Below are 23,445 nucleotides of genomic sequence, written 5' to 3' on the forward strand. Positions count from 1 at the left end.
CAAACCGAAGGTGCGGACTGCTTTTTCGAAGCTCTTCGTTGCCCTGCAGACCGCGCAACTGTGCGCCCCTGGAATACGGCCGCGGCTGGTCTGGACACCGTTAAAGCACGAAAGAGCTCAGGACGACAACGCCGAAGGCCAGCGCACTTCGTCTTCCGGCGATCAGGGAACTGGCGGGTTCCCCGGGCCCCACATGCCTCGGACGGCTCATTTCACCGTCTGCTTTCACTGCCTCCTCGTTGCACTCTCATCTTGTGCGAATAGCCGCTTCCCGCTGTGCTCACGCACAACCTGCCGCCCTGCTTCGCTGGTGCTCGGCCTAGAGACCAGGACTTTGAGCAGCTCTAGGCTCTGCTCCGCTCGCCGATCGAGAGCCGACAACTAATTGTGCCAAGTGCTCCCTGCCGCGCGGTCCCTGAAACGTAACTGCCGGTCGATCTCGAGAGCGGACAAGCGGGATAGGAAAGGAACGGCCGATGACCAACGTCCCTGACAACAGTGGCCGCACCACCGGCGGCGGTGAGCGCGCGCGGGTCGGCCGCCGCGCGTTCGTTGGCTATGTGCTGGGTGGAGCCACACTTGCCGTGGCCGCCGACCTCGGGCTGGGCACACCTGCTCGTGCAGCAGTGCGCTCAGTACCCCAGATCCCGGAACTGTACGATCTCGAGGATTTGCAGACTGACGCCGCGCGCCCCACGTCCGCGCTGATCAAGATCGTGATCCACGATGACGGCACCGCGTCGTTCGAGCTTCCGCGAATGGAAGTCGGCCAGGGAATCACCACCTCGACAGCGATAATCATCGCCGAGGAACTCGACCTGCCGGTCGACAAGGTGCACGTGGGCTTGGCGCCGGCCCGACCCGAGTTGATGTTCAACCAGCTCACCGGCGGATCGAACACCACGGTCTCGACCTTCACACCTGTACGAGTCGCCGCGGCGATCGCCAGGAAGGCACTGCTGGAAGCTGCGGCGATCGAGCTCGGCTCGGCCGTGGAGCTGCTGAAGTCCAAGATGGGTGTGATCTCCGCGCCTGACGGGTCGTCAGTGACTTACGGCTCGCTGGCAACCAAGGCCGCCAGCCGTACCGTCAAGGCCGTAGAGGTCGAGCTCAAGGACACTTCGAGCTTCTCGGTGATCGGCAAGCCCCACCGGCGCGAGGACGCCCGACGTGCGGTTACGGGGGAGAAGAAATTCACGCTGGACCTGCACCTGCCGGATGCGTTGCCGACCATGGTCTGCCGCCCGCCAACTTTGAACGGCTCGCCGAAGTCTGTTGGTAACCGAGCCACGGTGCTTGCCATGCCGGGCGTAACGGATGTCGCGATGGTCGACACGGGTGTCGCTGTTCGCGCGGAGACATTCGGGCAGTGCATCGACGCAGTGCGTGCCCTCAACGTGCAGTGGAACCCGGGCCCGGTCGAGGGCGAGTCCGACGAGTCGATCCTGGCTCGGCTGAGAAAGGCCGAGTTGCCGCTGGCGGTCCCGAAGGTCCCTGTACTGGCGCGCAGGGTGGAGGCGGACTTCACGTTCATGTTCCGCAGCAGCGCCGCGCTCGAGCCGAACTGCGCGATCGCCGACGTCCGATCGGACCGGGCAACGGTGTGGGCCGGACTGAAGGTGCCGATCGTGGCGCAGGGCGACATCGCAAAGGCCGTCGGCCTGCCGCAGAACGCGGTCACCGTCAACGTGGTCACCGGCGGAGGATCGTTCGGACACAAGCTCTTCGCTGACCCCGCCATCGAGGCCGCCAAGATCTCCAAGGCGATGGGCAAACCGGTCAGGTTGATGTGGCATCGCGCCGACGAGCCTCGGCAGGGGCGGGTGCACCCCATGGCGACGTCGCGGATCCGGGCCACGTACCTGGCGGGGCAAGTGCTGAGCTTCGAGCAGCGGCATACGAGTGTCGTCACCGACTTCAGCCACGGACTCGGCGAAATGATCACGGCCACGGCCGACAGGCTGCCCACCGGGCTCGGCGGCCTTGGGTTCTCCGAGAGCATCTTCACGCTGACCCAGGAACTGCCTTACAACTTCGGCGTCGTCACCCAGCTGCTCAACGAGACCGACGCGCGCTTCAACACCGGCAGCATGCGCAACATCTACTCGCCGGACGTGGCGTGTGCCAACGAACTCGTGGTCGACCAGCTCGCCCGAAAGATGGGTAAGGACCCGCTGGCTTTCCGGCTCGCGTTCCTCAAGAACGACCGGGTCAAGGCAGTGCTGCAGAAGGTCGCCGACGTTGGCAGGTGGGGCAGGTCGATGCCCGCCGGGATGGCGCAGGGCATCGCGATCCACAGCGAGTACAAGGGCGCGACCGCGGTGCTCGTCGAGATCGACTGTCGAGCCGAGACCGTCAACCGCAAGATCCACCACGCGGTCACCGGGCCCAGGGTGACTAAGGCCGTGATCGCTGTGGATGCCGGGCTGGTGATCAACCCCCAGGGCCTGGAGGCCCAGATGCTGGGCGGCGTCTCGGACGGGATCGCGCTCGCCCTCACCAGCAGCCTTCACCTGCGTGACGGGCACTTCCTCGAAGCCAGCTGGGACAACTACTTCTACACCCGGCAGTGGAATGTCCCCTTTGATTTCGAGTGCATCGTGATGCATTCCGACTCCGAGCAACCTGGTGGTGCCGGCGAAGCCGGGGTGGCCGCATCCGTGGCTGCAGTCGCGGGGGCCTATGCCCGCGCGACCGGCACGATGCCCTCCCGGTTCCCGATCAACCACGACACGGTGTCCTTCGACGTCAAGCCCTTCACTCCACCCGTTCCCGAGTCCCCGTCAGACGGCCTGAGCCACACCTACTGAGAGCCCATCATGAGCAAGCACACCTTCATCCTCAACGGCAAGCGGGTCACCGTCGACGTCAATGACAGCCTTCGACTGCTGTGGGTCCTGCGGGACGTACTGAACGTCACCGGGCCGAAGTACGGCTGTGGCATCAATGTCTGCAAAGCCTGCACGTCCCACTTCAACGGCAAGGCCTTCAATCCTTGCTCGGTAGAAGTCAAGGATGTCGGGCCGGACGACGAGATCACCACGATCGAAGGCCTGCCGGACACCGTCGGCAAGGACCTGCACCCGATGCAGGAGGCCTGGCTGGAGTATGACGTAGCGCAGTGTGGCTATTGCCAACCCGGGCAGATCATGGCGGCGGTGGCCAAGGTCAGGCAAGCACAGGCTTCCGGTCATGAGATCAGCGACTCCGACCTCGACGAGATCCGCAACATCTGCCGCTGCGGTACCTACAACCGCATCCGGGAAGCGATCAAGGTGGGCGCTGCGCACATGTGACGCACCCACCGAGTGCACCGCCCAGGGCGTGACGCGGCACCTGCATCAGCTGGCAGGCAAGCCTTCGCATGGTGACCACCACCTCACACAGCCGTCACAGCCCGCACTCGACGCGGGAAGCACCTCTGGGTCGCGGCGTCTCACGGCGTCGGCCAGCCGGACGTGTGAAATGAACCGCCGCAAAGGTCAGGCAACTTCGGCGGCCACAGGAACGGCGACTTGGACCTCGCCGAGGGCGGAACGTCCGCCGCTGTGGATCCTTCGACCGTATCGGCGAAGCCTTCGTGGTGGACGGGCGCAACCCAGGCCGTCGCCAATTGCGGAAAGGAACATAGTGCTGGACATCGCTGACCAGTTGTCGCGCTGGTGCGAGCAGCGGCGGACCTTCGCCGTCGCAACCGTTGTCGCGGTCCATGGCAGCGCTCCCAGGCAACCAGGTGCCGCGCTGGCCGTCGACGTCGACGGCACAGCCATCGGAAGCGTGTCGGGAGGATGCGTGGAGGCAGCCGTGTACGACCTGTGCCGTGATGCTCTGGCGTCCGGCATCTGCATGCTCGAGCACTTTGGCTACTCGGACGAGGACGCCTTCGCGGTCGGCCTGACCTGCGGCGGGGCGTTGGACATCTTCGTTCAACCCGTCATCCCCACTGAGCGCGCAGGGCTGGTGGAGGCTCTTGCCATCGCGGCTGCGGCAGATGCGGCAGCAGTGGTGAGAGTCGTCCGCGGCCCAGCCGACCTGACGGGTGGGGTGTTGACCGTACGGGCAGACGGCTCTTCTGAGGGTGGCTTCGGCGATCCGGCCCTGGAGCTACGGTGCGGGCCGAGGCCGCCGCGTTCCTGGAGACAGGGTGCACGGGCACGATCGAGATCGGTGCTCAAGACAGTCGTTCCGACGAACCATTGACGGTGTTGGTGGAATCGATCGCTCCAACGCCACGGATGGTGGTCTTCGGTGCCATCGACTTCGCCGCGGCCGTCGTACGGATCGGGAAGTACCTCGGCTACCACGTGACCGTGTGCGATGCGCGCCCTCTCTTCGCGACTTCCGCACGCTTTCCCGAAGCGGACGAGGTGGTCGCCGATTGGCCGCACCGCTACCTGGAGTCACAGGTGTGGGACGCGCGCACCGTGATCTGCGTACTCACTCACGACGCCAAGTTCGACGTCCCATTGCTGCAGCGGGCTTTGCGACTCCCGGCGGCCTACATCGGCGCGATGGGCTCGCGTCGCACGCACCTGCAACGGCTGGCGCTTCTGCGGGAGTCCGGCGTCGATGAGGCGGAGCTAGCTCGGTTGCACTCGCCAATCGGCCTCGACCTCGGCGCGTGCACACCAGAGGAGACGGCCTTGTCGATTGTGGCCGAGATCGTGGCGCACCGCCGGGGCGGCAGCGGCCTGCCCTTGAAACGCACGGACGGCCCGATCCACCGCGCAACAACTCGCGGCGGTCAGGCGGGCGATGCCGAGCATCGCGTGATGGCGCCCCTTTCAGGCGGCAGTCTTCAAGCGCGCGGACCTGCTCCTGATCGCTGAGCCGCTGTGTGGTACGACCCCGGGGTGCTGACGGCCTTGGGGCCCGCGTAGACCTTTGCCGCGCCGCGTTGCAGAGCACCTTGGCCAACTACGCACCCAGCCACGGTTAGCGCCGATGACCAGGAGAATCAGACTGCGCTTGGCCTGCTCCAGACGGAGCGACGTCGGGTGATGTCACCGCATCGCCGGGTTCGGCGGTCGAGCGGCCCAGACGTAGCGGGAACACCTTTCGCTGCGTTCACTATCCCGGCACTTTGCCTGCCGCAATCGGTGCTTGCGCGGAGCTGTCAACTTCCCTCGTGAAGAGGCGGATTGTTCGTACTCGCAGCGACTCCTTGCTGTGCGTTCTGAGCCAGTTCCCGCTTGAGGATCTTTCCGGTGGCGGTCATCGGCAGGACGTCCCTGAACTCCACGATCCGCGGGTACTTGTAGCCTGCCATGTTGCGCCTGCACCATGCCACAAGGTCTTCCTCGGTGACAGTGGCTCCAGCGCGGGGGATGACGTATGCCTTGACCTCTTCACCCTGGCTCTCGTGCGGCACCCCCACTACTGCGGCCAGGCTCACGTCGGGATGCGTGAGCAGCACTTCCTCCAGCTCCCGGGGGTAGACGTTGAAGCCGCCCCGAATAATGAGGTCTTTGCTGCGGTCGACGACATAGAGGTAGCCGTCCATGTCCCGTTTGCCGATGTCCCCGGTGTGGAACCAGCCCTGCGCGTCGATCGCTTCCGCTGTCGCCTCGGGCCGGTTGAGGTATCCCTTCATCACGTTGTGCCCTCGTACGCAGATCTCGCCAGGCTCGTCGACGGTGCATTGCGTCCCGTCGTTGCGGATCACCTTCACTTCCACACCCCATACCGGCAGTCCGATCGACCCCGGTCGACGAGGCCGGTCCAGTGGGTTGAAGGTCGCGACCGGGCTGGTCTCGGATAGCCCGTAGCCCTCCAGGATCGGCACGTTGAAGCGCTCTTCGAATGCCCTCAGTACCTCTACCGGCAGCGCTGATCCGCCGGAGATGCTGATCCGGAGGTTCTGCGCTATGCGCTGGAGGTCGTGGCGGTCTGCGGCCTCATGGCTGAGCAGTGCCCAGTACATGGTCGGTACGCCGGCGAAAAAGGTGATGTTCTCCTGCTCCATTGCCTTCAGGGCGGCAGCGGCATCGAATCGGGGCAGGAGCACGATTGTCGCCCCGCTGGCGAACGCTGCGTTGAGCTGCACCGTCTGGCCGAACGAGTGGAACAGCGGCAGAGCCAGCAGATGGACGTCGTCCTGGTTCATTCCGAACTGACGGCTGGCCAACAGCGCATTGTGGACCATGTTGCTGTGGGTCAGCTGTGCACCCTTGGGCCGGCCGGTCGTGCCACTGGTGTAGAGCACGACAGCCGTGTCGGTCTCACTGGTCATGGCGGTTTCGACCGCGGGCGAGTAGCTGCGGGTGAACTCGGTGAGCGTCGTCACTCTGTCGACCGGGGCCGGTGCCTGCGGGTTGGCTGTGATCATGACGAAGTGATCACAGCCCGGCACTGCATCGAACGCGGACAGCCCCGTCTTGCCCATCGGCAGTTCGTCCGTGCCCTCGAAGCAGAAGAAGATCTTGGCTGCGGAGTCTTCCAGGTGATAGGCGATCTCCCGGTCGGTAAGCAGGATGTTGAGGGGTACGACCACGGCGCCTGCCTTGAGCGCACCGAAGTAGACGAAGGGGAAGTACGGCAGGTTAGGACAGCTGACCGCCACCCGGTCGCCAGGACTGATGCCGTGTGCCGCAAGAGCAGCCGCTATGCGGCTCGCCGCCGCGTCCACTTCGGCGAACGACATACGGGTGTCGCCCAGGACCAGCGCTTCACGGTCGGGATGTTCCCTTGCGGAGTTCTCCAGGACGACGGCCAGATTGAGCATGGTGGTTCTCCAGTGGTTCGGTATCAGCCCGCAGCATGAAGTCGGCGGGCAGTGGCCCGGCGGCGGTGCGGTTGGTGACGGGTCACCGCGGTCTCGGGCCAGGGGCAGCCCTCCGCGCACCACACAACGGCGCGGGCCGGAAGGGGCCACGGTCGTGTGCTCCAGCGCCTCGGGGGCGGACGGCGTGTTGTGCACGCCGCCGATGCCTCTCTGTACGTCGGCACGGGTGTCGGGGAAGGTGCCCTGCTGGCCGTTGGGGGTCAGGCAGCCACGACGGTCCAGGCGCTCACGCATTCACCGCGACGGTGCCGTAGCGCGGGTCCGCGAGCGAGGATTGATCCAGGTCACCGTCGAAGCCGGCTGTGAACAAATGGCTGCATGCGGTCGGCGGGTGGACCTTCTGAGCGAGGTGCTCGTCACCGGCCTCCCTCGGCGCCACGCGTACATGAGGTCCTTCGGTCGGCCGGGCGGCGACCAGCACGCAACTGGCTGGACCCGCACCGACGACGCGTCGTAGGCGTTCATACGATCTCCTTCGATCCGCCATTACTTGTGCGCATGCCTCATGAGTGAAACCACCGTGAAACACACTGTCGGTGATTTCACCGTGCTCCCCGACTTTGGGCCATGGGCGGGGGGCGGGAAATTGCGTCGCAGTATTGTGCCTGCGCACAACCGCGCGCCTACACTACGCACGTGAAGCCACAGCTGAGGCCCAGTGACCAGTCCGTCGCACTGATCGGCGGACTCCTTACCGAGGCAGGCCAGCTCGCCGAGGACCTCACCGACGAGATCCTCGGAGGCGAGGAGTCGTACGCCGAGAGCACGCTGCTCAGCCGCGACCAACTGCGAACTGTGGTGCTCGACAACTTGTCCACGATGTTCATGGCACTGCAGGGGCGGCCCACAACACCGGACGCGCCCCGCGCCGCCGGGCGGATGAAAGCAGAACAGGGCATCCCCCTGGAAGCACTCCTGCACGCCTACCGGATGGCCGGCCGCTTCCTCTGGGACCGGCTGGTCAGCACCGCCGTGGACACGCAGAGCACCGTCCAGCTGCTGCACATGGCATCTGACATCTGGACGGTCATCGACGACTACTCCAGCGTGGCCGCCGACTCCTATCGAGCCACCGTCGAGGAACAGTCACGTCGCAACTCCGCAGCCAGGCGCATGATGCTCACCACCCTGCTCGATGGCAAGGCCGGCACGCACGCGAGCGCGTGGGACTTCGCGCGCATCCTGGACCTCGACCGCCAAGGCCCGTTTCTCGTGGTCTGCGCCGAAGCCCCGGACAGGGAAGAGCCGCTGCCCTGCGTGCAGCGGCGCCTCCGTGCCGTCGGAATCGGCTCAGCGTGGACTCAACAGGCAGGGGCCTGGGTGGGCTTGCTGTCTCTCCCCAATGAGGAGGCCATCACGCTGGCGGTCGACCAGTTGACCAACATCGCTGCGTCCCGTGTCGGGGTCGGCCGACCCTTCGCCTCCCCCGTGAACGCCCCAGCGGCCTGGCGGCAGGCCCAACTAGCTGTGCGGTGCCTGCCACACGGCACTACCGGCACCCACCTGTACGGCCGCGCGCCTGTCTCACTGCTTGCGGCTGCCTCCCCTGACATGGCGCAGGAAGTGGCCCAGTCAGTTCTGGGTCCTCTCCTCGCTCTGCCCCCGCAAGAACAGACCACTTTGATGCAGACCCTGCGTACTTGGTTCGTCGTCGGCGGATCAACCACTGCGGCGGCTGACGGTCTGCACTGCCACCGCAACACAGTCCTGTACCGCCTCAAACGCATCGCCGATCTGACCGGGCGGCACACCGCCGACGCGCAGTCCTGCGCGGAGCTGTACATCGCTCTTGCAGCCGTAGGTCTGGGCGGGCCACAAGGGTCACTCGGTATGCACGGAAAGGCGTACTGAGCGCGCAGCTCAGCAGAAGACGTCCCCACCATGTCTTTCGTCAAGCGAGGCATGGGGGTCGGGAGCCATAGAAGGTGCTGTCGCGGAGCATTGCGCTCAGCCGGGCGGTGGTCGGACCTCTTGTCAGCATCTCCGACGGCGCCACCCGCACACCGTCGTGCCACTCTGTTCGCGCCGCGCCGTGAAAGGACAAGCCGGGCAGCAATACCAGCAGCACCTCCCTCGTGCCCGGGAGGTAGGCCAATGAACAGGAACTACCCTGTTGGTTGCAGCCACCCTCGACGGCGCACCGGCCGAGGTCATCTACGAAGCCCACACAACCCTCGGCACAGCGCCTGAGATGTCGGCACAGAGGCGTACATCACGTACGTCGTGGTCTGCGGGGCGCATCGGCCAGGCACGGCACTGCTGCCCCGTACGTCCAGAAGGAGGTCGCTTCCGAAGGCTCGCGACCCCGGGCCCGAGAAGCCGGGCGGGCGGTGCTAAGCCGCTTGTTCTGCTCGATGAAGCGCCCGGACAGGCGGCTTTGTGGACCGTGGGCTATTTGTGGGCCAGCCGGGCTGATACGCCATCACATAGGGCTCTGGCCTGCGGAAATGTCTGGGAACCCGACGGCCTCCGGAGCCGTGTGCGCAGGTTCGAATCCTGCCGGGGGTACCAACAGCATCTACACCAGAGGTACGTGCCTGCTGAGCAGGCACGTTTTGTGTAGACGGCATGGTGCCAGTGATCCTTTCTGCTGTCCCGGTGATTCCGGGCAGCGTGCTCACCGGTGTCCGTGCCCACTTCACCACCAGGTAGAACCCACGATCGCCCTATTCGCGCGGCCTCTGAGCGGCTGCGGTGTCAGCGTCTCCCTCATGCCGCATTTCGCGTGGGCTTATCCCGAAGCGTTTCCGGAACGCGGTGCTGAGTGCGCTCGGAGAGGAGAAGCCCGACGCGTACGCCAGGTCCGTGATGGTCACGTGCTTGTAGGCGGGGTTCTGCAGGCGTTCCCGTATCAGCCTCAGGCGCTCCTCGCGGATCAGCTCACGGGGCGTGGTCCCGGCACACTGCAGCGCCAGCTGGATCTGCCGCAGTGACCACCCCAACGCGCGTGCCATCGCCTCGCCGTTCAGCCCCGGGTCGCCCGCGTGCTCGCGCACATGGCGGCGCACCATCGCCTCCACTTCGGCCAGATGTTCCGGCGCATCCGGGCGGTCGTCGCCCGCCACAAGCATGCACAACAGCTCGACGATCCGGTCGGACACCGCATCGAACTGGCTGGTGGTGAGAGTGTCCCGTGCCTCGTGGAGGCTGGTCACCATGTCCCCCACCACGCGGCCCAGGCCTGATGCCAGGTCCAGCCCCGCGGTCACCGGGGATTTCCGGTTCAGCCGACTGTCCACCTCGTGAGCAGGGATGGTCATGCTGAGTCCCTCGTAGCGATCGTAGAGAGTCTGGTACGACCCGTTCACCGGGATCAGACCCGCGGTCCCGGGCACCATCTCGGCTTCCTGGCCGTCCTGACGGTGCACGGCCCTTCCGGAGAGCATGATCACGAACCGGTAGTCCTCATCCGGGTGCCGGCGTACCTGCTGCGGGGTCCGGAGATATCCGAGCTTGTCCGACCAGCACTTCGCGAGCTGATAGGTGTCCGTGAGCTGGCGGATCGTCCCGGCGCGGAAGGAGTCGCCGTGCGGGAATCTCAGGTCCATCCGGCAGTGAACGGACGAGACGTGATCGGTCCAGAAGTCGGCGCGCTCACGCGGCACCACGTCCCTGATCGACGACGAGTCGACGACATAGGTCCCTCCGGTCCTCTCAAACACCCTTCATCGCTCCCTCACTGCCGTTGACCTGGTGATGGAAGGGGTGTTCGCCACAGCGCCCTGTCGGCGCGGCCGTGGCAGAAATCACAGCCGCAGCGTAGTGCTGCGTGTCCGCTGTGTCCGCCCAATCCGCGGAAGAAGCGGCTCCGTTAAGGCCGTTCCATGGTCTCGGGACGAGCGACGCGCTGCCTCGGCTCTCTCCTCAGAGACCCGCAGGGTCCCGTCAGGCAGGGAGCCGGCCTGGTCGCAGCCGAGATCAGCGCAGCTCGAAGCAGGCTTCGTCGTTGCCGGCGACATCACGCGGTGAAGCTCAGCAACCCGAATGTGGCCCCTCTGTCATGGGGATCGGCTTCCTCATCTGGTGTGAGGGTCCGGCTGGGGCTGTGGGATCCATCCGGGCGCAGGCCGGTACGGGAGGTCGGCCCAAGTCACGCTGCCTTGACCATTCTCACCGGCCCGGACTCCCCAAGCCACCGAGAAGGCCTTGACCAGTAGCAGCCCGCGCCCGTTCTCCTCTTCGGACTCGGCAGACCGCAGGCGCTGTTCCTTCGACCGGCAACCCTCGTCTGCGACTTCGACACGCAGTCGCACACCCGTCACCCGCAGCCCGTAGCTGATCTCCTCGCTGTCGGTGTGGAGCAAGGCATTGGTGAAGAGTTCGGAGATCACTAACTCCGCGTCCCTGCAGACGTCTTCATGAGCACCCCACTCGCGCAACCGCGCCACGACACACCGCCGTGCCTCGGAGACGAAAACGTGTAGCGCCGGCAGCTGAAACGCGACCTGAAGGGTCACAACGGGCGCCTCACCGCGCTGTGCCGATCGTGGAGCATCAGGGAAAGAAGCCACAGCGTGAATTCCAGGATCAACCATGCGCGTCGTCGTCATCTTGGATGCACCGCAGCACGGGAGTGAGCAGGACGCCGGCGGACCGGGACAGATCGAACAGACGGCGCGTTCCATCAGCCCCAAGTGCCGTCTCGGGCTCGGAGGCGCAGCTGTCGGCGCCCATCGCCTCGCGGGCGAGAGTGCGATCGGGAACGCGGTTGTCCTCGCCGAGGAGCATCACGACGTGGGCTCTTCTGGGCCGGTGGGCGCCGAGTTGGAGCGGGAACCGGTCGACTGCGCATGGGTGAGGAATGCCGGCCATCACGGTGTCCTTGAAGGTCGATGGGGAGCAGCCACCCGGTGACACAAGGACAGTCCTGATGCGGAGGCCCGCCCTGTGGCGCCATTGCTCCATGGATGAGTCTGGTCCAGTTGCCCCCACTGCGGCCTGCAGCGCAGCAGTTACCGGGAAGGTAAAGCGGAACCGGACTCCCGCACTTCTGTGTACACGCAGAGAAACTTTCCCCCGTACGCAGGACCCGGCAGGCCGGTGCTCCTCCACCGGGGTACCGGGTGCTGCCGATGCGGCGGGTGAGGAACCCCGGCGAAGTGTGACGTTCTCGTTTGTTACGCCCTCTCCCCTTGTTGGGTACCGGGCAGTAATGTCGATTTGACGCGAGGACAACAACTGTTCCGTGGCGAGACAGCGAGTTCCGGGTGCCGGATCCGGACCCTGACCGTCGGCGTTGCGTCGAGCCGCCTCAGGTCCCGGGCAGGCACGTTCCATCTTCGGTTGTGATCTCGATGGTTCGAAGGAGCGTCCATGCCGAGCAACATGCAGCATCTGCATCCCGGCGAACCGGGTGATCCGGGCGACGAACGGTGGCAGCGCATGTGGAGCCACCGCGAGCAGCTACTGAAGGTGGCTCGTCGGCGGTCCATGAGCGTCGAGGATGCCGAGGACGCCGTACACGAGGCGATGCTCCGCGCCATGGAGAACCCGAACATCGACCACGAGCGGCTCGCCCCCTGGCTGACGACGGTGACGATGCGGCTCTGTTTCGACCGGTACCGGCAGTTGAACCGGGAGGCCGAAGTGAGCAGCCGTTCCGCGCTGGCCGCCCCGGCGCCGGTGCCCGTTGAGGAAGTGGTCTGTGACCGTGCGGAGGCGAAGTGGCTGGCGCGGCGGAGCAGAGCGCTGCCCCCCAGACAGGCCGAGGCGCTCCGGCTCAAGTCGGAGGGCTTGGACGTCGATCAGGTCGCCACGCGGATGGGACTGAGTTACGAGGCAACCGAGTCACTGCTGGCCCGGGCCCGGCGTGCGATGCGAAACTCGCTGGCCGGCACGCTGGCACTGGCCGTTTGGCTGGTGCGTGGCCGACCTGAGATCGGGGGCGCGCAGGTGGCGGCAGTGGCCTCCACCGCGGCAACGCTGGCCGCTCTGGGCATCGCTCTCCCTCATTCGTACGACGAGGACAGGCCGCGTCCGCCCCAGGTCTCCAGGACGGAAGTGGCCGACAAGCCGGCCGGTGACCAGGACCAGCTCGCGCCGATGCTCCGTCCCAACGTCCAGCCGGATTCCGGCACCGCGCGGATATGGGATCCCGGGAAGCTGCCGGCAAGTGCGACTTCCCTGCTGCCGAAGCTGTCTGCGCCAACCACCCCGAAGGTTCCGGCCGTTCCCGAGGCCCCATCGGTCCCTGCTGTCCCTGCAGCCCCAGCTGCTCCCTCGGTCCCTGAGGTCTCCTCGGTGCCGTCCCGGCCGTCCGACGTGAAGCTCCCGGTGGTAAAGCCGAACCCCTCCGAGCCCGCCGCGCCGACGGATGCGGGCACACCCACCGTCGATCTCCCCGGCGGCGACGCGCTGCCCGGTGAGGTGCCGTAGTCCACCGGACTGAGCTCGTGCCGGCACCGCCCGGCTGAACCAAATGCCGGCAGAGTCCGGTTGAACCCATGCCGTCAAAGGCCGGCAGAGGCATGCCCGTACGCGCTCGAAAAAATCTTCCGATTCCAGCGACGGACCGGCCCCTCGCCCGCGTAGAGCAGATAAGAGCCGGCTCCGAAAGCGAAAGCATCGAAGGGTGAGACCGGAAGGAGAGAGAGTTCACCCGGTACTGCGATTCGGGCGCTGACCGGACCATTCCTGCAGCCGCCGCCGCGGCTGTCCGGACCGCTGCCCACCTCTTCACCGGCCGACGCACAACGCCGCACCCGCATGGCTGTTGTGCCGGTGCCCGGTGAGTTCACCAGCCGGGTGGGCTGGCTTTCTCCTCCTTTCGCCCGCTCACCCGGCATGGACTCCTATCCCCGCCGGCAGGTACGGGCTGACCACCACCGTCTATATGGCTTGCCATTTGTTCTTGATGTTCATGGCTGAAAGGGCCCTACATGGGTGTCGAGATCTGTGTGGAAGGACTGACGAAATCCTTCGGTCACCAGGTCATCTGGCAGGACGTCTCGTTGACGCTGCCCGCCGGGCAGATATCGGTCATGCTCGGGCCTTCGGGCACGGGCAAGTCCGTGTTCCTCAAAACGCTCGTCGGGTTGTTGAAGCCTGAGCGGGGCTCGATCCGAATCGACGGACGGGACATAACGCGGCTGCGCGAACACGACCTTTACGAAGTCCGCAAGCTGTTCGGCGTCCTCTTCCAGGACGGCGCGCTGTTCGGCTCGATGAGTCTCTACGACAACATCGCCTTCCCGCTGCGTGAGCACACCCGCAAGCGAGAGGGCGAGATCAAGCAGATCGTGCTCGAGAAGATGGACATGGTCGGCCTGATCGGAGCCGAGGAGAAGCTGCCCGGAGAAATATCCGGGGGAATGCGCAAAAGAGCCGGACTGGCAAGGGCGTTGGTACTCGATCCGGAGATCATCCTCTTCGACGAGCCCGACTCGGGTCTCGACCCGGTGCGCGTGGCCTACCTCAATCAGCTGATCGTCGACCTGAACGCGCAGATCGACGCGACCTTCCTGATCGTCACCCACGACATCGCCTCGGCCCGGCTGGTGCCGGACAACATCGGGCTGCTGTTCCGCCGCGAGCTGGTCATGTTCGGCAGGCGCGAAGAGCTGCTCGCCAGTGACGAGCCGGTCGTGGGGCAGTTCCTCAACGGCCGTATGCAGGGCCCGATCGGGATGGCGGAGGAGAAGGACGCCGCTCAGGTCGAACAGGAACTGGCCGAGCTCGACGCCGGCAACCAGCGCGGCCCGATCGGCGGCAAGGGCGCGACCGGCGCCGGTGTCACACCGCGCCTGCTGCCCAGTCCCGGCATCGACCGTCCAACGCGCTGGAGGCTGATCGCCGCGCGCCAGGAAGCGGCGTCCCGGCAGGCGGTGACGGGCACATGACCCTCTCACCCACCGGTGCGCTCAGACACTCCGGCAGCCTGTTCGCGATGGCCCTCGACGTGCTGCGCACCCTGCCGCGACGGCCGTTCCAGGCAAGGGAGTTCATCCAGCAGGCGTGGTTCATCGCCAGTGTGACGATCCTGCCGACCGCGCTCGTCTCCATTCCGTTCGGCGCCGTCATCGCGCTGCAGATCGGCAGCCTCACCCGGCAGCTCGGCGCCCAGTCGTTCTCCGGAGCCGCCTCCGTCCTGGCGGTCCTCAGGGAGGCTTCGCCGATCGTCACCGCGCTGCTCATCGCGGGGGCCGGCGGTACGGCGATCTGCGCGGATCTCGGCGCGCGCAAGATCCGCGAGGAGATCGATGCCATGGAGGTGCTCGGCATCGACCCGGTCCACCGCCTGGTCGTCCCCCGGGTACTGGCCTCGATGCTGGTCGCGGTTCTGCTCAACGGTCTCGTATCGGTCGTCGGCGTGGCAGGCGGCTACTTCTTCAACGTGATCCTGCAGAACGGGACCCCCGGGGCGTACTTGGCCTCCTTCACCACCCTCGCCCAGCTGCCCGACCTCTACGCGGGAGAACTCAAAGCGCTGGTCTTCGGCGCGATCGCGGGGATCGTCGCCTCGTACAAGGGACTGAACGCGAAGGGCGGGCCGAAGGGAGTCGGCGACGCGGTGAACCAGTCGGTGGTCATCACCTTCATGTTGCTGTTCGTCGTGAACTTCGTGATGACGGCCATCTACTTCCAAGTCGTCCCGCAGAGGGGATAGTTCATGGCTCTGCCGGATCGTCCCAGTGACAGTCACAGCAATCGCCCCAGTAATCGCCTCATCAAGGGCCCGCTCGGCTCCCTCGAGGAGCTGGGCACCCAACTGTCGTTCTACGGCCGCTCGCTCGCCTGGACCGGCCGCACGCTGCGCCGCTACAAGAAGGAGGTGCTGCGCCTGCTGGCCGAGGTGAGCTTCGGCCGCGGAGCACTCGCGGTCGTCGGCGGCACCGTGGGCGTCATCGCCTTCCTCACCTTCTTCACCGGCACCGAGGTGGGCCTGCAGGGATACGCGGCGCTCAACCAGCTGGGCACCTCCAACTTCGTGGCCTTCCTGTCCGCCTACTTCAACACCCGTGAGATCGCCCCGCTCGTCTCCGGCCTCGCCCTCTCCGCGACGGTCGGCGCGGGCTTCACCGCCCAGCTCGGCGCGATGCGGATCAGCGAGGAGGTCGACGCCCTCGAGGTGATGGCCATCCCTTCGCTGCCCTTTCTGGTCACCACGCGGATGATCGCCGGGTTCGTCGCGGTGATCCCGCTGTACGTGATCGGGCTGCTCTCCTCCTACTTCGCCGCCCGGACCATCACCACCGGCTACTACGGGCAGTCGGCGGGCACCTACGACCACTACTTCCAGCAGTACCTGCCACCGGTCGACGTGCTCTGGTCGTTCGGCAAGGTCATCTGCTTCGCGATCCTGATCATCCTGGTGCACTGCTACTACGGCTACTACGCGAAGGGCGGCCCCGCGGGCGTCGGCGTCGCGGTCGGGCGCGCGGTGCGTACCTCGATCGTCGCCATCAACATTCTCGACTTCTTCCTCAGCCTTGCGATCTGGGGCGCCAACACGACCGTAAGAATCGCGGGGTAGCCGATGCGTCTCTCCAGGAACCCCGGGAAACTGAGGCCCGGGCTCGCCCCCGCCACCAGGCTGCGGCTGACCGGGGTCGTCTTCCTCGTCGTCCTCGGGCTGATGCTCTCGCTGACCGTCGCCGTCTACCGGCAGGTGTTCACACCGGCCGTGCGGATCGCGCTGCAGGCGGACACCGTCGGCAACCAGCTGGAGCCCTCCGCCGACGTCAAGCTGCGCGGGCTCATCGTCGGCCAGGTACGCGACGTACGGGCCGACGGCGAGAAGGCGACGCTCGACATCGCACTCAAGCCGGAATACACCCCACTCATCCCCGCCGACGTCAGCGCCCGGCTGCTGCCCAAGACGCTGTTCGGCGAGAAGTACGTGGACCTGGTCCTTCCCGACGTCCCCGAAGGCCCCGCCGGCCGGGACGGCCGCGACGGTTCGGCGATACGTTCCATCAGGGCGGGAGACGTGATCACCCAGGACCGCACCAAGGCCGGCATCGAGCTGCAGAAGCTGATGAACGACCTGCTGCCGCTGCTGCGTACGGTCCAGCCGGCCAAGCTGAACGCCACGCTGTCCGCGTTCTCGGTCGCGCTGGAGGGGCGGGGCGAGGCGATCGGCGCCAACCTCACGCGGCTGGAGCGCTACCTGCGCAAGCTCAACCCGCACATGCCGGCGCTGCACAAGGACATCTCCCGGCTCGCCGACGTCACGGAGATCTACGGTGACGCCGCCCCCGACCTGCTGCGGGTCCTGCGCAACTCCATCACCACGAGCCGGACCGTGGTGCGGAAGAAGGAGGCGCTGACGTCGGTACTGACCGGGACCACCACCTTCGCGAACACCGCTGAGGGGTTCCTCGACGACAACGCCGACCGGCTCATCACGTTGAACCGGGTCTCCCGCCCCACCCTGGCCCTCCTCGCCCGCTACTCGCCGGAATACCCCTGCCTGCTCGACGGACTGGTGAAGTCGGAACCGCTCGCCGAGCAGATGTACGCGGGCGGAAAGATGCACATCACCCTCGAATTCGGTCTGCCGCGACCGGCCTACCGCCCCGGCGAGGAACCGCGTTACGGCGAGCGCCGCGGCCCCGGCTGCATGGGTCTGCCGAACCCGCCCAAGCCCGCACCACCGCTCAAGTTCAAGGACGGCACGTCCAGTTCGGGCTCTGACGGAGGGTCTCCCTCGGCCGGCCACGTGCTGTCCGGTACGCCCGCCGAGCAGCAGCTCGTCAACTCGGTGGTGGCCCCGGTCATGGGGGTCCCGGCCGACGAGGTACCCGGGGTGGCGACCCTGCTCTTCGGGCCGATGGCCCGCGGAACGGCGGTGAGCCACGCATGAGGGCGAGGGAAACGACCGCGCCGCTGGTCAAGTTCAGCATCTTCGCTGTGGTGACGGTGCTCGCGACCGCACTGCTCGCCGCCACCATCGTCAAGATCCGGTTCACTCCCACTGACACGTACACGGCGGTGTTCAGCGATGTCACGAGCCTGGAGGTGGGCGACGACATCCGGGTGGCCGGTGTGCGGGTGGGCGAGGTCGAGGACATCCGGATCAAGGACCGGAAGCTGGCCGAGGTCTCCTTCACCGCCTCCCGGGACCGGCCGCTGCTGACCAGCACCAACGCGGTCATCCGCTACCGCAGCCTGGTCGGGCAGCGCTACATCGCCCTCACCGAGGGCGCGGGCGACGGCTCGCAGCTCCCGTCGGGCGGGCAGATCCCGCTGTCCCGTACGCAGCCGGCGCTGGACCTGAACGCTCTGCTCAACGGGTTCAAGCCGCTGTTCGCCGCGCTGAGTCCGAAGGACGTGAACCAGCTGGCAACGGAGATCATCAGGACCTTCCAGGGCGAGGGCGGCACGATCAACAGCCTGCTCGCCCACACCGCGTCCCTGACCACGACCCTTGCGAACCGCGACAAGCTGATCGGCTCCGTCATCTCCAACCTCAACACCGTGCTGGGGTCCCTGGACAAGCGCAGCGCCCGCTTCTCCGGGCTCCTCACACAGCTGCAGCGGGTGATCTCCGGTCTCTCCGCCGACCGCAAGGCGATCGGCGACTCGCTCGTCGGCATGAACGACCTGGCGGGCGCCACCTCGGGCCTGCTGAAGGACAGCCGCCCGGCGCTGAAGTCCGACATCGCCGGCCTGTCCGAGCTCTCCGGAACGCTGAACGACAACGACAAGACCGTGGAGGGTGTCCTGAAACGGCTGCCGCGCAAGCTCAACAAGCTGACCGGGACGGCCTCTTACGGTTCCTGGTTCAACTTCTACCTCTGCGACTTCGACGGCCGGGTCGTACTGCCGAAGTCCGGCAAGGTGCTCACTCCGGAGATGCACGTGGCCCAGGCGAGGTGCGGCCGGTGAAGCCCTTCCGCGAGCGCAGCCCCGTGGCGATCGGGGCCGCCGGACTGACGACGATCGCGCTGCTGGTGGCCGCGGCCTTCAACGTGCAGGATCTTCCGCTGATCGGCAGCGGCGACGAGTACACAGCGGCCTTCTCCGAGGCCGGCGGCCTCAAGCCCGGCGACGAGGTACGGATCGCCGGGGTGAAGGTCGGCAAGGTCGACGAGGTCGAGCTTGCGGGCACCCACGTCAAGGTGGCCTTCCGGGTCAAGGGCGATCCGCGGTTCGGCACCCGGACCGGGGCAGCGATCCGGGTCAAGACGATCCTCGGTGCCAAGTACCTCTCTCTGGAGCCGGAGGGTCCGGGGCAGTTGGACCCCGGGAATGAGATCCCGCTGAAGCGCACGGTCGCCCCGTACGACGTGGTGCAGGCGTTCAGTGACCTCACCACGACCTCGGAGAAGGTCGACACGAAGCGGCTGGCCACCGCGATGGACACCCTCTCGCAGACGTTCAAGGACTCCCCGCCGGAGGTCAAGGCGTCGATCAAGGGTCTCTCCCGGCTCTCGCGAACCGTGGCCAAGCGTGATCAGGAACTGGGAGAGCTGCTCGACCATGCCAACGGCGTGACCGGTGTGCTTTCCGACCGTTCGCGCACCCTGGTCAAGCTCATCAAGGACGGCGACAAGCTGTTCAAGGAGATCAACAACCGGCGGGCGGTCATCCGTTCGCTGCTGAGGAACGCGGCCGGGCTCGGCGTACAGCTGTCCGGCCTGGTCGACGACAACCGCAAGCAGATCGGACCGGCGCTGAAACGGCTCAACAAGGTGGTCGACCTCCTGGAGCGCAATGAGGGGAGCCTCAACCGCAGCGTCAAACTCCTCGCCCCGTTCTCCCGGGTCTTCACCAACACCCTTGGCAACGGCCGGTGGTTCGACAGCTACATCGAGAACCTGGTCGCCGCGCCCGTGGTCCCCCGAGGCGCGAGATCCGCCGCGACGACGCCTACGGAGGGCTCCCGATGATCAGGCGACACCCCCGTGCACTGGCGCTCGTCGTGGCGCTGGCCCTCGTAGCCGGACTGACCGTCCTGCTCTGGCCGCGGCCCCGGCCGGTTCAGGTCACTGCGTTCTTCCCCCGCAGCGTCGGCGTCTACCCCGGATCCGACGTACGTGTACTGGGTGTCCGGATTGGCGAGGTCAAGAAGGTCACCCCGCAGGGGCGACAGGTCCGCGTGACGCTGGAGTACGAGGCCGGCCGCAAGGTCCCCGCCGGCGCCAAAGCCGCGGTCGTCAACTCCTCGGTGGTCAGCGACCGTTACCTCCAGCTGCTGCCTGTGTACCGCGGCGGACCGACGATGAGGAGCGGTGCGGTCATCCCGCAGAGCCGGACGGCGGTCCCCGTCGAGCTGGACCGGATCTTCGACAGTCTTCACATGACGTCCGAGTCGCTCGGCCCGCGCGGTGCGAACAAGGACGGGTCGCTGTCCAGGCTGCTCGGGGTCAGCGCGGACAACCTGGACGGCCAGGGAAGGAAGTTGCACACGACGGTCAAGGACCTGTCGCAGGCGGTCACGACTCTCTCCGACGGCAGGCGGGACCTGTTCGGGACCGTACGGAACCTGCAGGTGTTCACGGCCGCGCTGGCCGCCGACGACGACAACGTACGGTCGTTCAACGACAGCCTCGCCAAGGTCGCCAAACAACTCGCGGGAGAACGCAAGGACCTGGCGGCGGCGATGAAGCACCTGTCAGTCGCGCTGACAGACGTCTCCGCCTTCGTCCACGACAACAAGAGCTCCCTCACCTCCAACGTGAAGGGACTCAGCAAGACGACCCGCGTCCTGGTCAAACAGCGGGCCGCGCTGGAGGAGTTGCTAGAGGTGGCACCGGCCGGCCTGTCGAACCTGCACAACGCCTACAACCCCAGGTCGGGCACCCTGGACACCCGCAACAACGCCGACCAGGCGCACCAGGACCCCGCGTCCCTGCTGTGCTCCGTGCTCAGGACGGCCGGAGAGAAGGCCGACTGCAAGAAGCTGCAGAAGGTCTTCAAGTCGCTGCCCGAACTGCCGGAAGGCGACCCGGTCACCGGCGCCGCGGAACCGGGCGGCGGCGCGCCCTCCATGGACAAGACCCTCGGCGGAATCCTGGGGGCCCGGGCATGAGCGAATTCGTCACGTGCTCGTCGCCCCAGCGCCGGTCGGGGGCGCGCCGTGCTCCGCACGTCGTGGCCGTGTGGGCAGCGGCCTCGTCGCTGCTGCTGTCCGGCTGCGAGTTCGGCGGCCTGCAGGACGTCCAACTGCCGGGTGGCGCGGCCGCGGACGGCAACGCCTACCGCGTCACGGTCGAGTTCCGCGATGTCCTCGACCTGGTGCCGCAGTCGGCCGTCAAGGTCAACAACGTCACCGTCGGGGCTGTCGAGAAGGTGGAACTGCACGGCTGGCGCGCCCGGGTGCGGCTGCGTATCGCCGACTCGGCGAAACTGCCCGCCAACGCGGTCGCCGATCTGCGCCAGACCAGCATCCTCGGCGAGAAGTACGTCGCGCTCGGCAAGCCGGCAGATGTCCCCTCGGCTGGGAAGCTCGCCGACGGCGCCACGATCCCGCTGTCCCGCAGCAACCGCAACGCGGAGATCGAAGAGGTGCTCTCCGCGTTGTCGGCCCTGCTCAACGGCGGCGGGGTGGCGCAACTCCACACGATCACCAAGGAGCTCAACCACACGCTCGAGGGCCGCGAGAGCCGGATCAAATCGCTGCTCGCGCAGCTGGACACCTTCATCGGCGGCCTCGACAAGCAACGCTCCGAGATCGTACGGGCGATGAAGGGGATCGACCGGCTCGCCAAGAAGCTCGCCAAGCAGCGCAGGACCGTCGAGAAGGCGGTCGACACCATGCCCCCCGCTCTGAAGGTCCTTGCCGACCAGCGCCGTGATCTCACCTCGATGCTGAAGTCGCTGGACAAGCTCGGCAAGGTCGGCACCAGGGTCATCAAGGCATCGCGGGACGACGTCATCGCCAATCTGAAGCACCTCCGGCCGATTCTCGGCCGGCTGAACGAGGCGGGCGACGACCTGCCCAACGCGCTGGAACTGATGACGACTTACCCGTTCCCGCGCAATGTCGTCGACGCCATCAAGGGCGACTACGTCAATCTGAAGATCACCGCGGATCTGGATGCCGACAGCCTCTACCGCAACGTCGGCCCCAAGAAGCCGAAGCGGCCGGGGGAGCCGGGCCCCGGCCTCCCGGACATCCCCGCCATCCCTGGGGTCCCGGACCCCGAGGTGCCGGGCACACCTGACGTCCCGGGCCGGGGGGAGCCGTGCGTTCCGGGCCTCGACTGCCCCGAGGAACCGGACGAAGGCGGCTCCTCAGGAGGGTCGGGAGGCGGTGACGGTGACGGTGGCGGTGGCGCCCTCTGCCCGCCCGTCTGCACCAGCAGCCATGCGTCGTACACCGGCGGCAGCGGTGGCGGCGCGAGCAGCAGCAGCGACGCGGGCGGCAGCGGCTCCGCTCCCCCGGACGTCGACTTCGCTCTCGCTCAGCTCATGACGAGGGGAATGCAGCCATGATCACCCGAACGGTCAAGGTTCAGCTGATGGCCTTCGGCCTCGTCACCGCCGTCGGTGTGTCCTACGTCGGCGCTCAGTACACCGGTCTGGCGGATCGCGTCCTGGACCGCGGCTACACAGTGCGAGCCGAATTCGCGGACTCCGGGGGCATCTTCTCCGGTGCCGAGGTGACGTACCGAGGAGTGCCGGTGGGCCGGGTCGGCGACCTGAGCCTCACCGGTGGCGGCGTTGCGGCGGCACTCGACATCAAGGACGAGCGGCGCATCCCGTCCGACGCACTGGCCGTCGTGGCGACGCGCTCGGCGGTGGGAGAGCAGTACGTCGATCTTCAGCCCCGCACCGGGAACGGCCCCTACCTGCGGGAGGGCAGCACCATCGAGCGCCGCGACACCCGCACCCCGCTGCCCACGACGAAACTCGTGGGCAGCCTTGACCGGCTGGTCGGCTCCGTCGGCAAGAAAGACCTGAAGACGACCGTCGACGAGCTCGGTGACGCGTTCGCCGGCACCGGCCCGCAGTTGACCCGGCTGGTCGACTCGGGCAACGCCCTGGTCGAGTCGGCGAGCGACTCACTGCCGCAGACCATCTCCTTGATCGAGGACTCACAGCAGGTCCTCAAGACGCAGTCCGACAAGGGCTCGGCCATCAAGTCGTTCTCAAGCGACCTCTCGGCGCTCACCGGACAGCTCAAGAAGAGCGACGGCGACATCCGCAGGCTCATCGACGGCGGGGCTTCCGCCGCGCCCGAGTTGGACGGGCTGGTGAAGGCCAATCGCTCGGCTGTGCCTCTGCTGTTGGGAAACCTGATCAGCGGCGGGCAGATCACCGAGGCCCGGCTTCCCGGTGTGGAACAGGCCCTGGTCACCTTCCCCGCGGCCGTGGCCGGCAGTTTCACCGTGCTGCCGGGAGACGGCACCGCCCACTTCGGCATGGTGGTCAACGCCGACGATCCGCCGTCGTGCCGGCAGGGCTACGACACCCAGCGGCGTGCTCCCCAGGAGACCCGGGAGCGGGAGGCGAACACCAAGGCCCGCTGCACGGCCCCGCGGGGGAGCAAGTCCTCGGTCCGGGGTGCGCAGAACGCTCCGAGTCCGCCGGACGGGCGGACTGCGGGACCGGGCGGCGCCGGCAAAGCCGCGTATCTCTCGCCCTACGACCCGGCCACCGGCATCGCCGACGGCCCGGGCGGAACGCCCTTCGAGATCGGCTCGACGGGTGGAGAACAGATCGTGTTCGGAAAGGAGTCGTGGCGATGGCTGCTCGTCGGACCCATGGCATGA

The 23,445-nt window shown here is 66.8% G+C and carries 18 protein-coding genes and 1 pseudogene; 14 read left to right on the forward strand and 5 right to left on the reverse strand.

Translation table 11 applies throughout. From position 1 onward, the window contains the following. Positions 1-476: 476 nt before the first annotated feature. The 3 genes and pseudogenes from ACSMXX_RS08795 to ACSMXX_RS08805 all read left to right on the forward strand — a co-directional run bounded on the left by ACSMXX_RS08795 (position 477) and on the right by ACSMXX_RS08805 (position 4,829). Positions 477-2,810: a molybdopterin cofactor-binding domain-containing protein gene (locus ACSMXX_RS08795; RefSeq protein WP_473183469.1), complete on the forward strand. Its 2,334-nt coding sequence runs from the start codon at positions 477-479 to the stop codon at positions 2,808-2,810. 9 nt (positions 2,811-2,819) lie between these two features. Continuing rightward, on the forward strand, positions 2,820-3,296 hold the full coding sequence (locus ACSMXX_RS08800; protein WP_473183470.1) for a (2Fe-2S)-binding protein: 477 nt from the start codon (positions 2,820-2,822) through the stop codon (positions 3,294-3,296). Between the two features lie 334 nt (positions 3,297-3,630). After that, a pseudogene (locus ACSMXX_RS08805) lies at positions 3,631-4,829 on the forward strand (XdhC family protein). A gap of 287 nt (positions 4,830-5,116) precedes the next feature. Here the strand turns inward: ACSMXX_RS08805 and ACSMXX_RS08810 are convergent. Then, on the reverse strand, positions 5,117-7,018 hold the full coding sequence (locus ACSMXX_RS08810; RefSeq protein ID WP_473183471.1) for a long-chain-fatty-acid--CoA ligase: 1,902 nt from the start codon (positions 7,016-7,018) through the stop codon (positions 5,117-5,119). Next, entirely contained in the window at positions 7,011-7,163 is a 153-nt protein-coding gene (locus ACSMXX_RS08815) for a hypothetical protein (protein ID WP_473183472.1), read from the reverse strand. The genes ACSMXX_RS08810 and ACSMXX_RS08815 overlap by 8 nt, the downstream gene beginning before the upstream one ends. Before the next feature lie 257 nt (positions 7,164-7,420). On the opposite strand from ACSMXX_RS08815, the gene ACSMXX_RS08820 reads away from it, so the two are divergent. Then, positions 7,421-8,635 carry a PucR family transcriptional regulator gene (locus ACSMXX_RS08820; protein WP_473183473.1) on the forward strand — a complete coding sequence of 405 codons (1,215 nt, stop codon included), beginning with the start codon at positions 7,421-7,423 and terminating at the stop codon, positions 8,633-8,635. 815 nt (positions 8,636-9,450) lie between these two features. On the opposite strand, the gene ACSMXX_RS08825 is transcribed toward ACSMXX_RS08820, so the two are convergent. The 3 genes from ACSMXX_RS08825 to ACSMXX_RS08835 form a co-directional block, all read right to left on the reverse strand. Beyond that, the gene (locus tag ACSMXX_RS08825; RefSeq protein WP_473183474.1) at positions 9,451-10,446 is read right to left on the reverse strand and encodes a helix-turn-helix domain-containing protein; all 996 of its coding nucleotides are present in this window, start codon (positions 10,444-10,446) and stop codon (positions 9,451-9,453) included. 354 nt (positions 10,447-10,800) lie between these two features. Further along, positions 10,801-11,241, reverse strand: coding sequence for an ATP-binding protein (locus ACSMXX_RS08830; RefSeq protein WP_473183475.1), 441 nt, complete (start codon positions 11,239-11,241; stop codon positions 10,801-10,803). Positions 11,242-11,311: 70 nt separating this feature from the next. Next, positions 11,312-11,596: a hypothetical protein gene (locus ACSMXX_RS08835; RefSeq protein ID WP_473183476.1), complete on the reverse strand. Its 285-nt coding sequence runs from the start codon at positions 11,594-11,596 to the stop codon at positions 11,312-11,314. 501 nt (positions 11,597-12,097) lie between these two features. Here ACSMXX_RS08835 and ACSMXX_RS08840 point away from each other — a divergent pair. The 10 genes from ACSMXX_RS08840 (at position 12,098) to ACSMXX_RS08885 (ending at position 23,445) form a co-directional block, all read left to right on the forward strand. Next, positions 12,098-13,159, forward strand: coding sequence for an RNA polymerase sigma factor (locus tag ACSMXX_RS08840; RefSeq protein ID WP_473183477.1), 1,062 nt, complete (start codon positions 12,098-12,100; stop codon positions 13,157-13,159). A 503-nt stretch (positions 13,160-13,662) separates the two neighbouring features. After that, positions 13,663-14,622, forward strand: coding sequence for an ABC transporter ATP-binding protein (locus ACSMXX_RS08845; RefSeq protein ID WP_473183478.1), 960 nt, complete (start codon positions 13,663-13,665; stop codon positions 14,620-14,622). Continuing rightward, a complete protein-coding gene (locus ACSMXX_RS08850; protein ID WP_473183479.1) occupies positions 14,619-15,389 on the forward strand; it encodes an MlaE family ABC transporter permease in 771 nt (256 codons plus the stop codon). The genes ACSMXX_RS08845 and ACSMXX_RS08850 overlap by 4 nt, the downstream gene beginning before the upstream one ends. Positions 15,390-15,392: 3 nt before the next feature. Next, entirely contained in the window at positions 15,393-16,256 is an 864-nt protein-coding gene (locus ACSMXX_RS08855) for an MlaE family ABC transporter permease (RefSeq protein WP_473183480.1), read from the forward strand. 3 nt (positions 16,257-16,259) lie between these two features. Further along, complete coding sequence (locus tag ACSMXX_RS08860) at positions 16,260-17,588, forward strand: MCE family protein (protein ID WP_473183481.1); 1,329 nt, start codon at positions 16,260-16,262, stop codon at positions 17,586-17,588. After that, a complete protein-coding gene (locus ACSMXX_RS08865) occupies positions 17,585-18,613 on the forward strand; it encodes an MCE family protein (protein ID WP_473183482.1) in 1,029 nt (342 codons plus the stop codon). The genes ACSMXX_RS08860 and ACSMXX_RS08865 overlap by 4 nt, the downstream gene beginning before the upstream one ends. Further along, complete coding sequence (locus ACSMXX_RS08870) at positions 18,610-19,617, forward strand: MCE family protein (protein WP_473183483.1); 1,008 nt, start codon at positions 18,610-18,612, stop codon at positions 19,615-19,617. The genes ACSMXX_RS08865 and ACSMXX_RS08870 overlap by 4 nt, the downstream gene beginning before the upstream one ends. Continuing rightward, a complete protein-coding gene (locus tag ACSMXX_RS08875; protein WP_473183484.1) occupies positions 19,614-20,759 on the forward strand; it encodes an MCE family protein in 1,146 nt (381 codons plus the stop codon). The genes ACSMXX_RS08870 and ACSMXX_RS08875 overlap by 4 nt, the downstream gene beginning before the upstream one ends. Continuing rightward, on the forward strand, positions 20,756-22,165 hold the full coding sequence (locus ACSMXX_RS08880; protein ID WP_473183485.1) for an MCE family protein: 1,410 nt from the start codon (positions 20,756-20,758) through the stop codon (positions 22,163-22,165). Before ACSMXX_RS08875 ends, ACSMXX_RS08880 begins: the two co-directional genes overlap by 4 nt. Next, the gene (locus ACSMXX_RS08885; RefSeq protein WP_473183486.1) at positions 22,162-23,445 is read left to right on the forward strand and encodes an MCE family protein; all 1,284 of its coding nucleotides are present in this window, start codon (positions 22,162-22,164) and stop codon (positions 23,443-23,445) included. Before ACSMXX_RS08880 ends, ACSMXX_RS08885 begins: the two co-directional genes overlap by 4 nt.

The organism is Streptomyces sp. DSM 116795 (genome assembly GCF_055792905.1).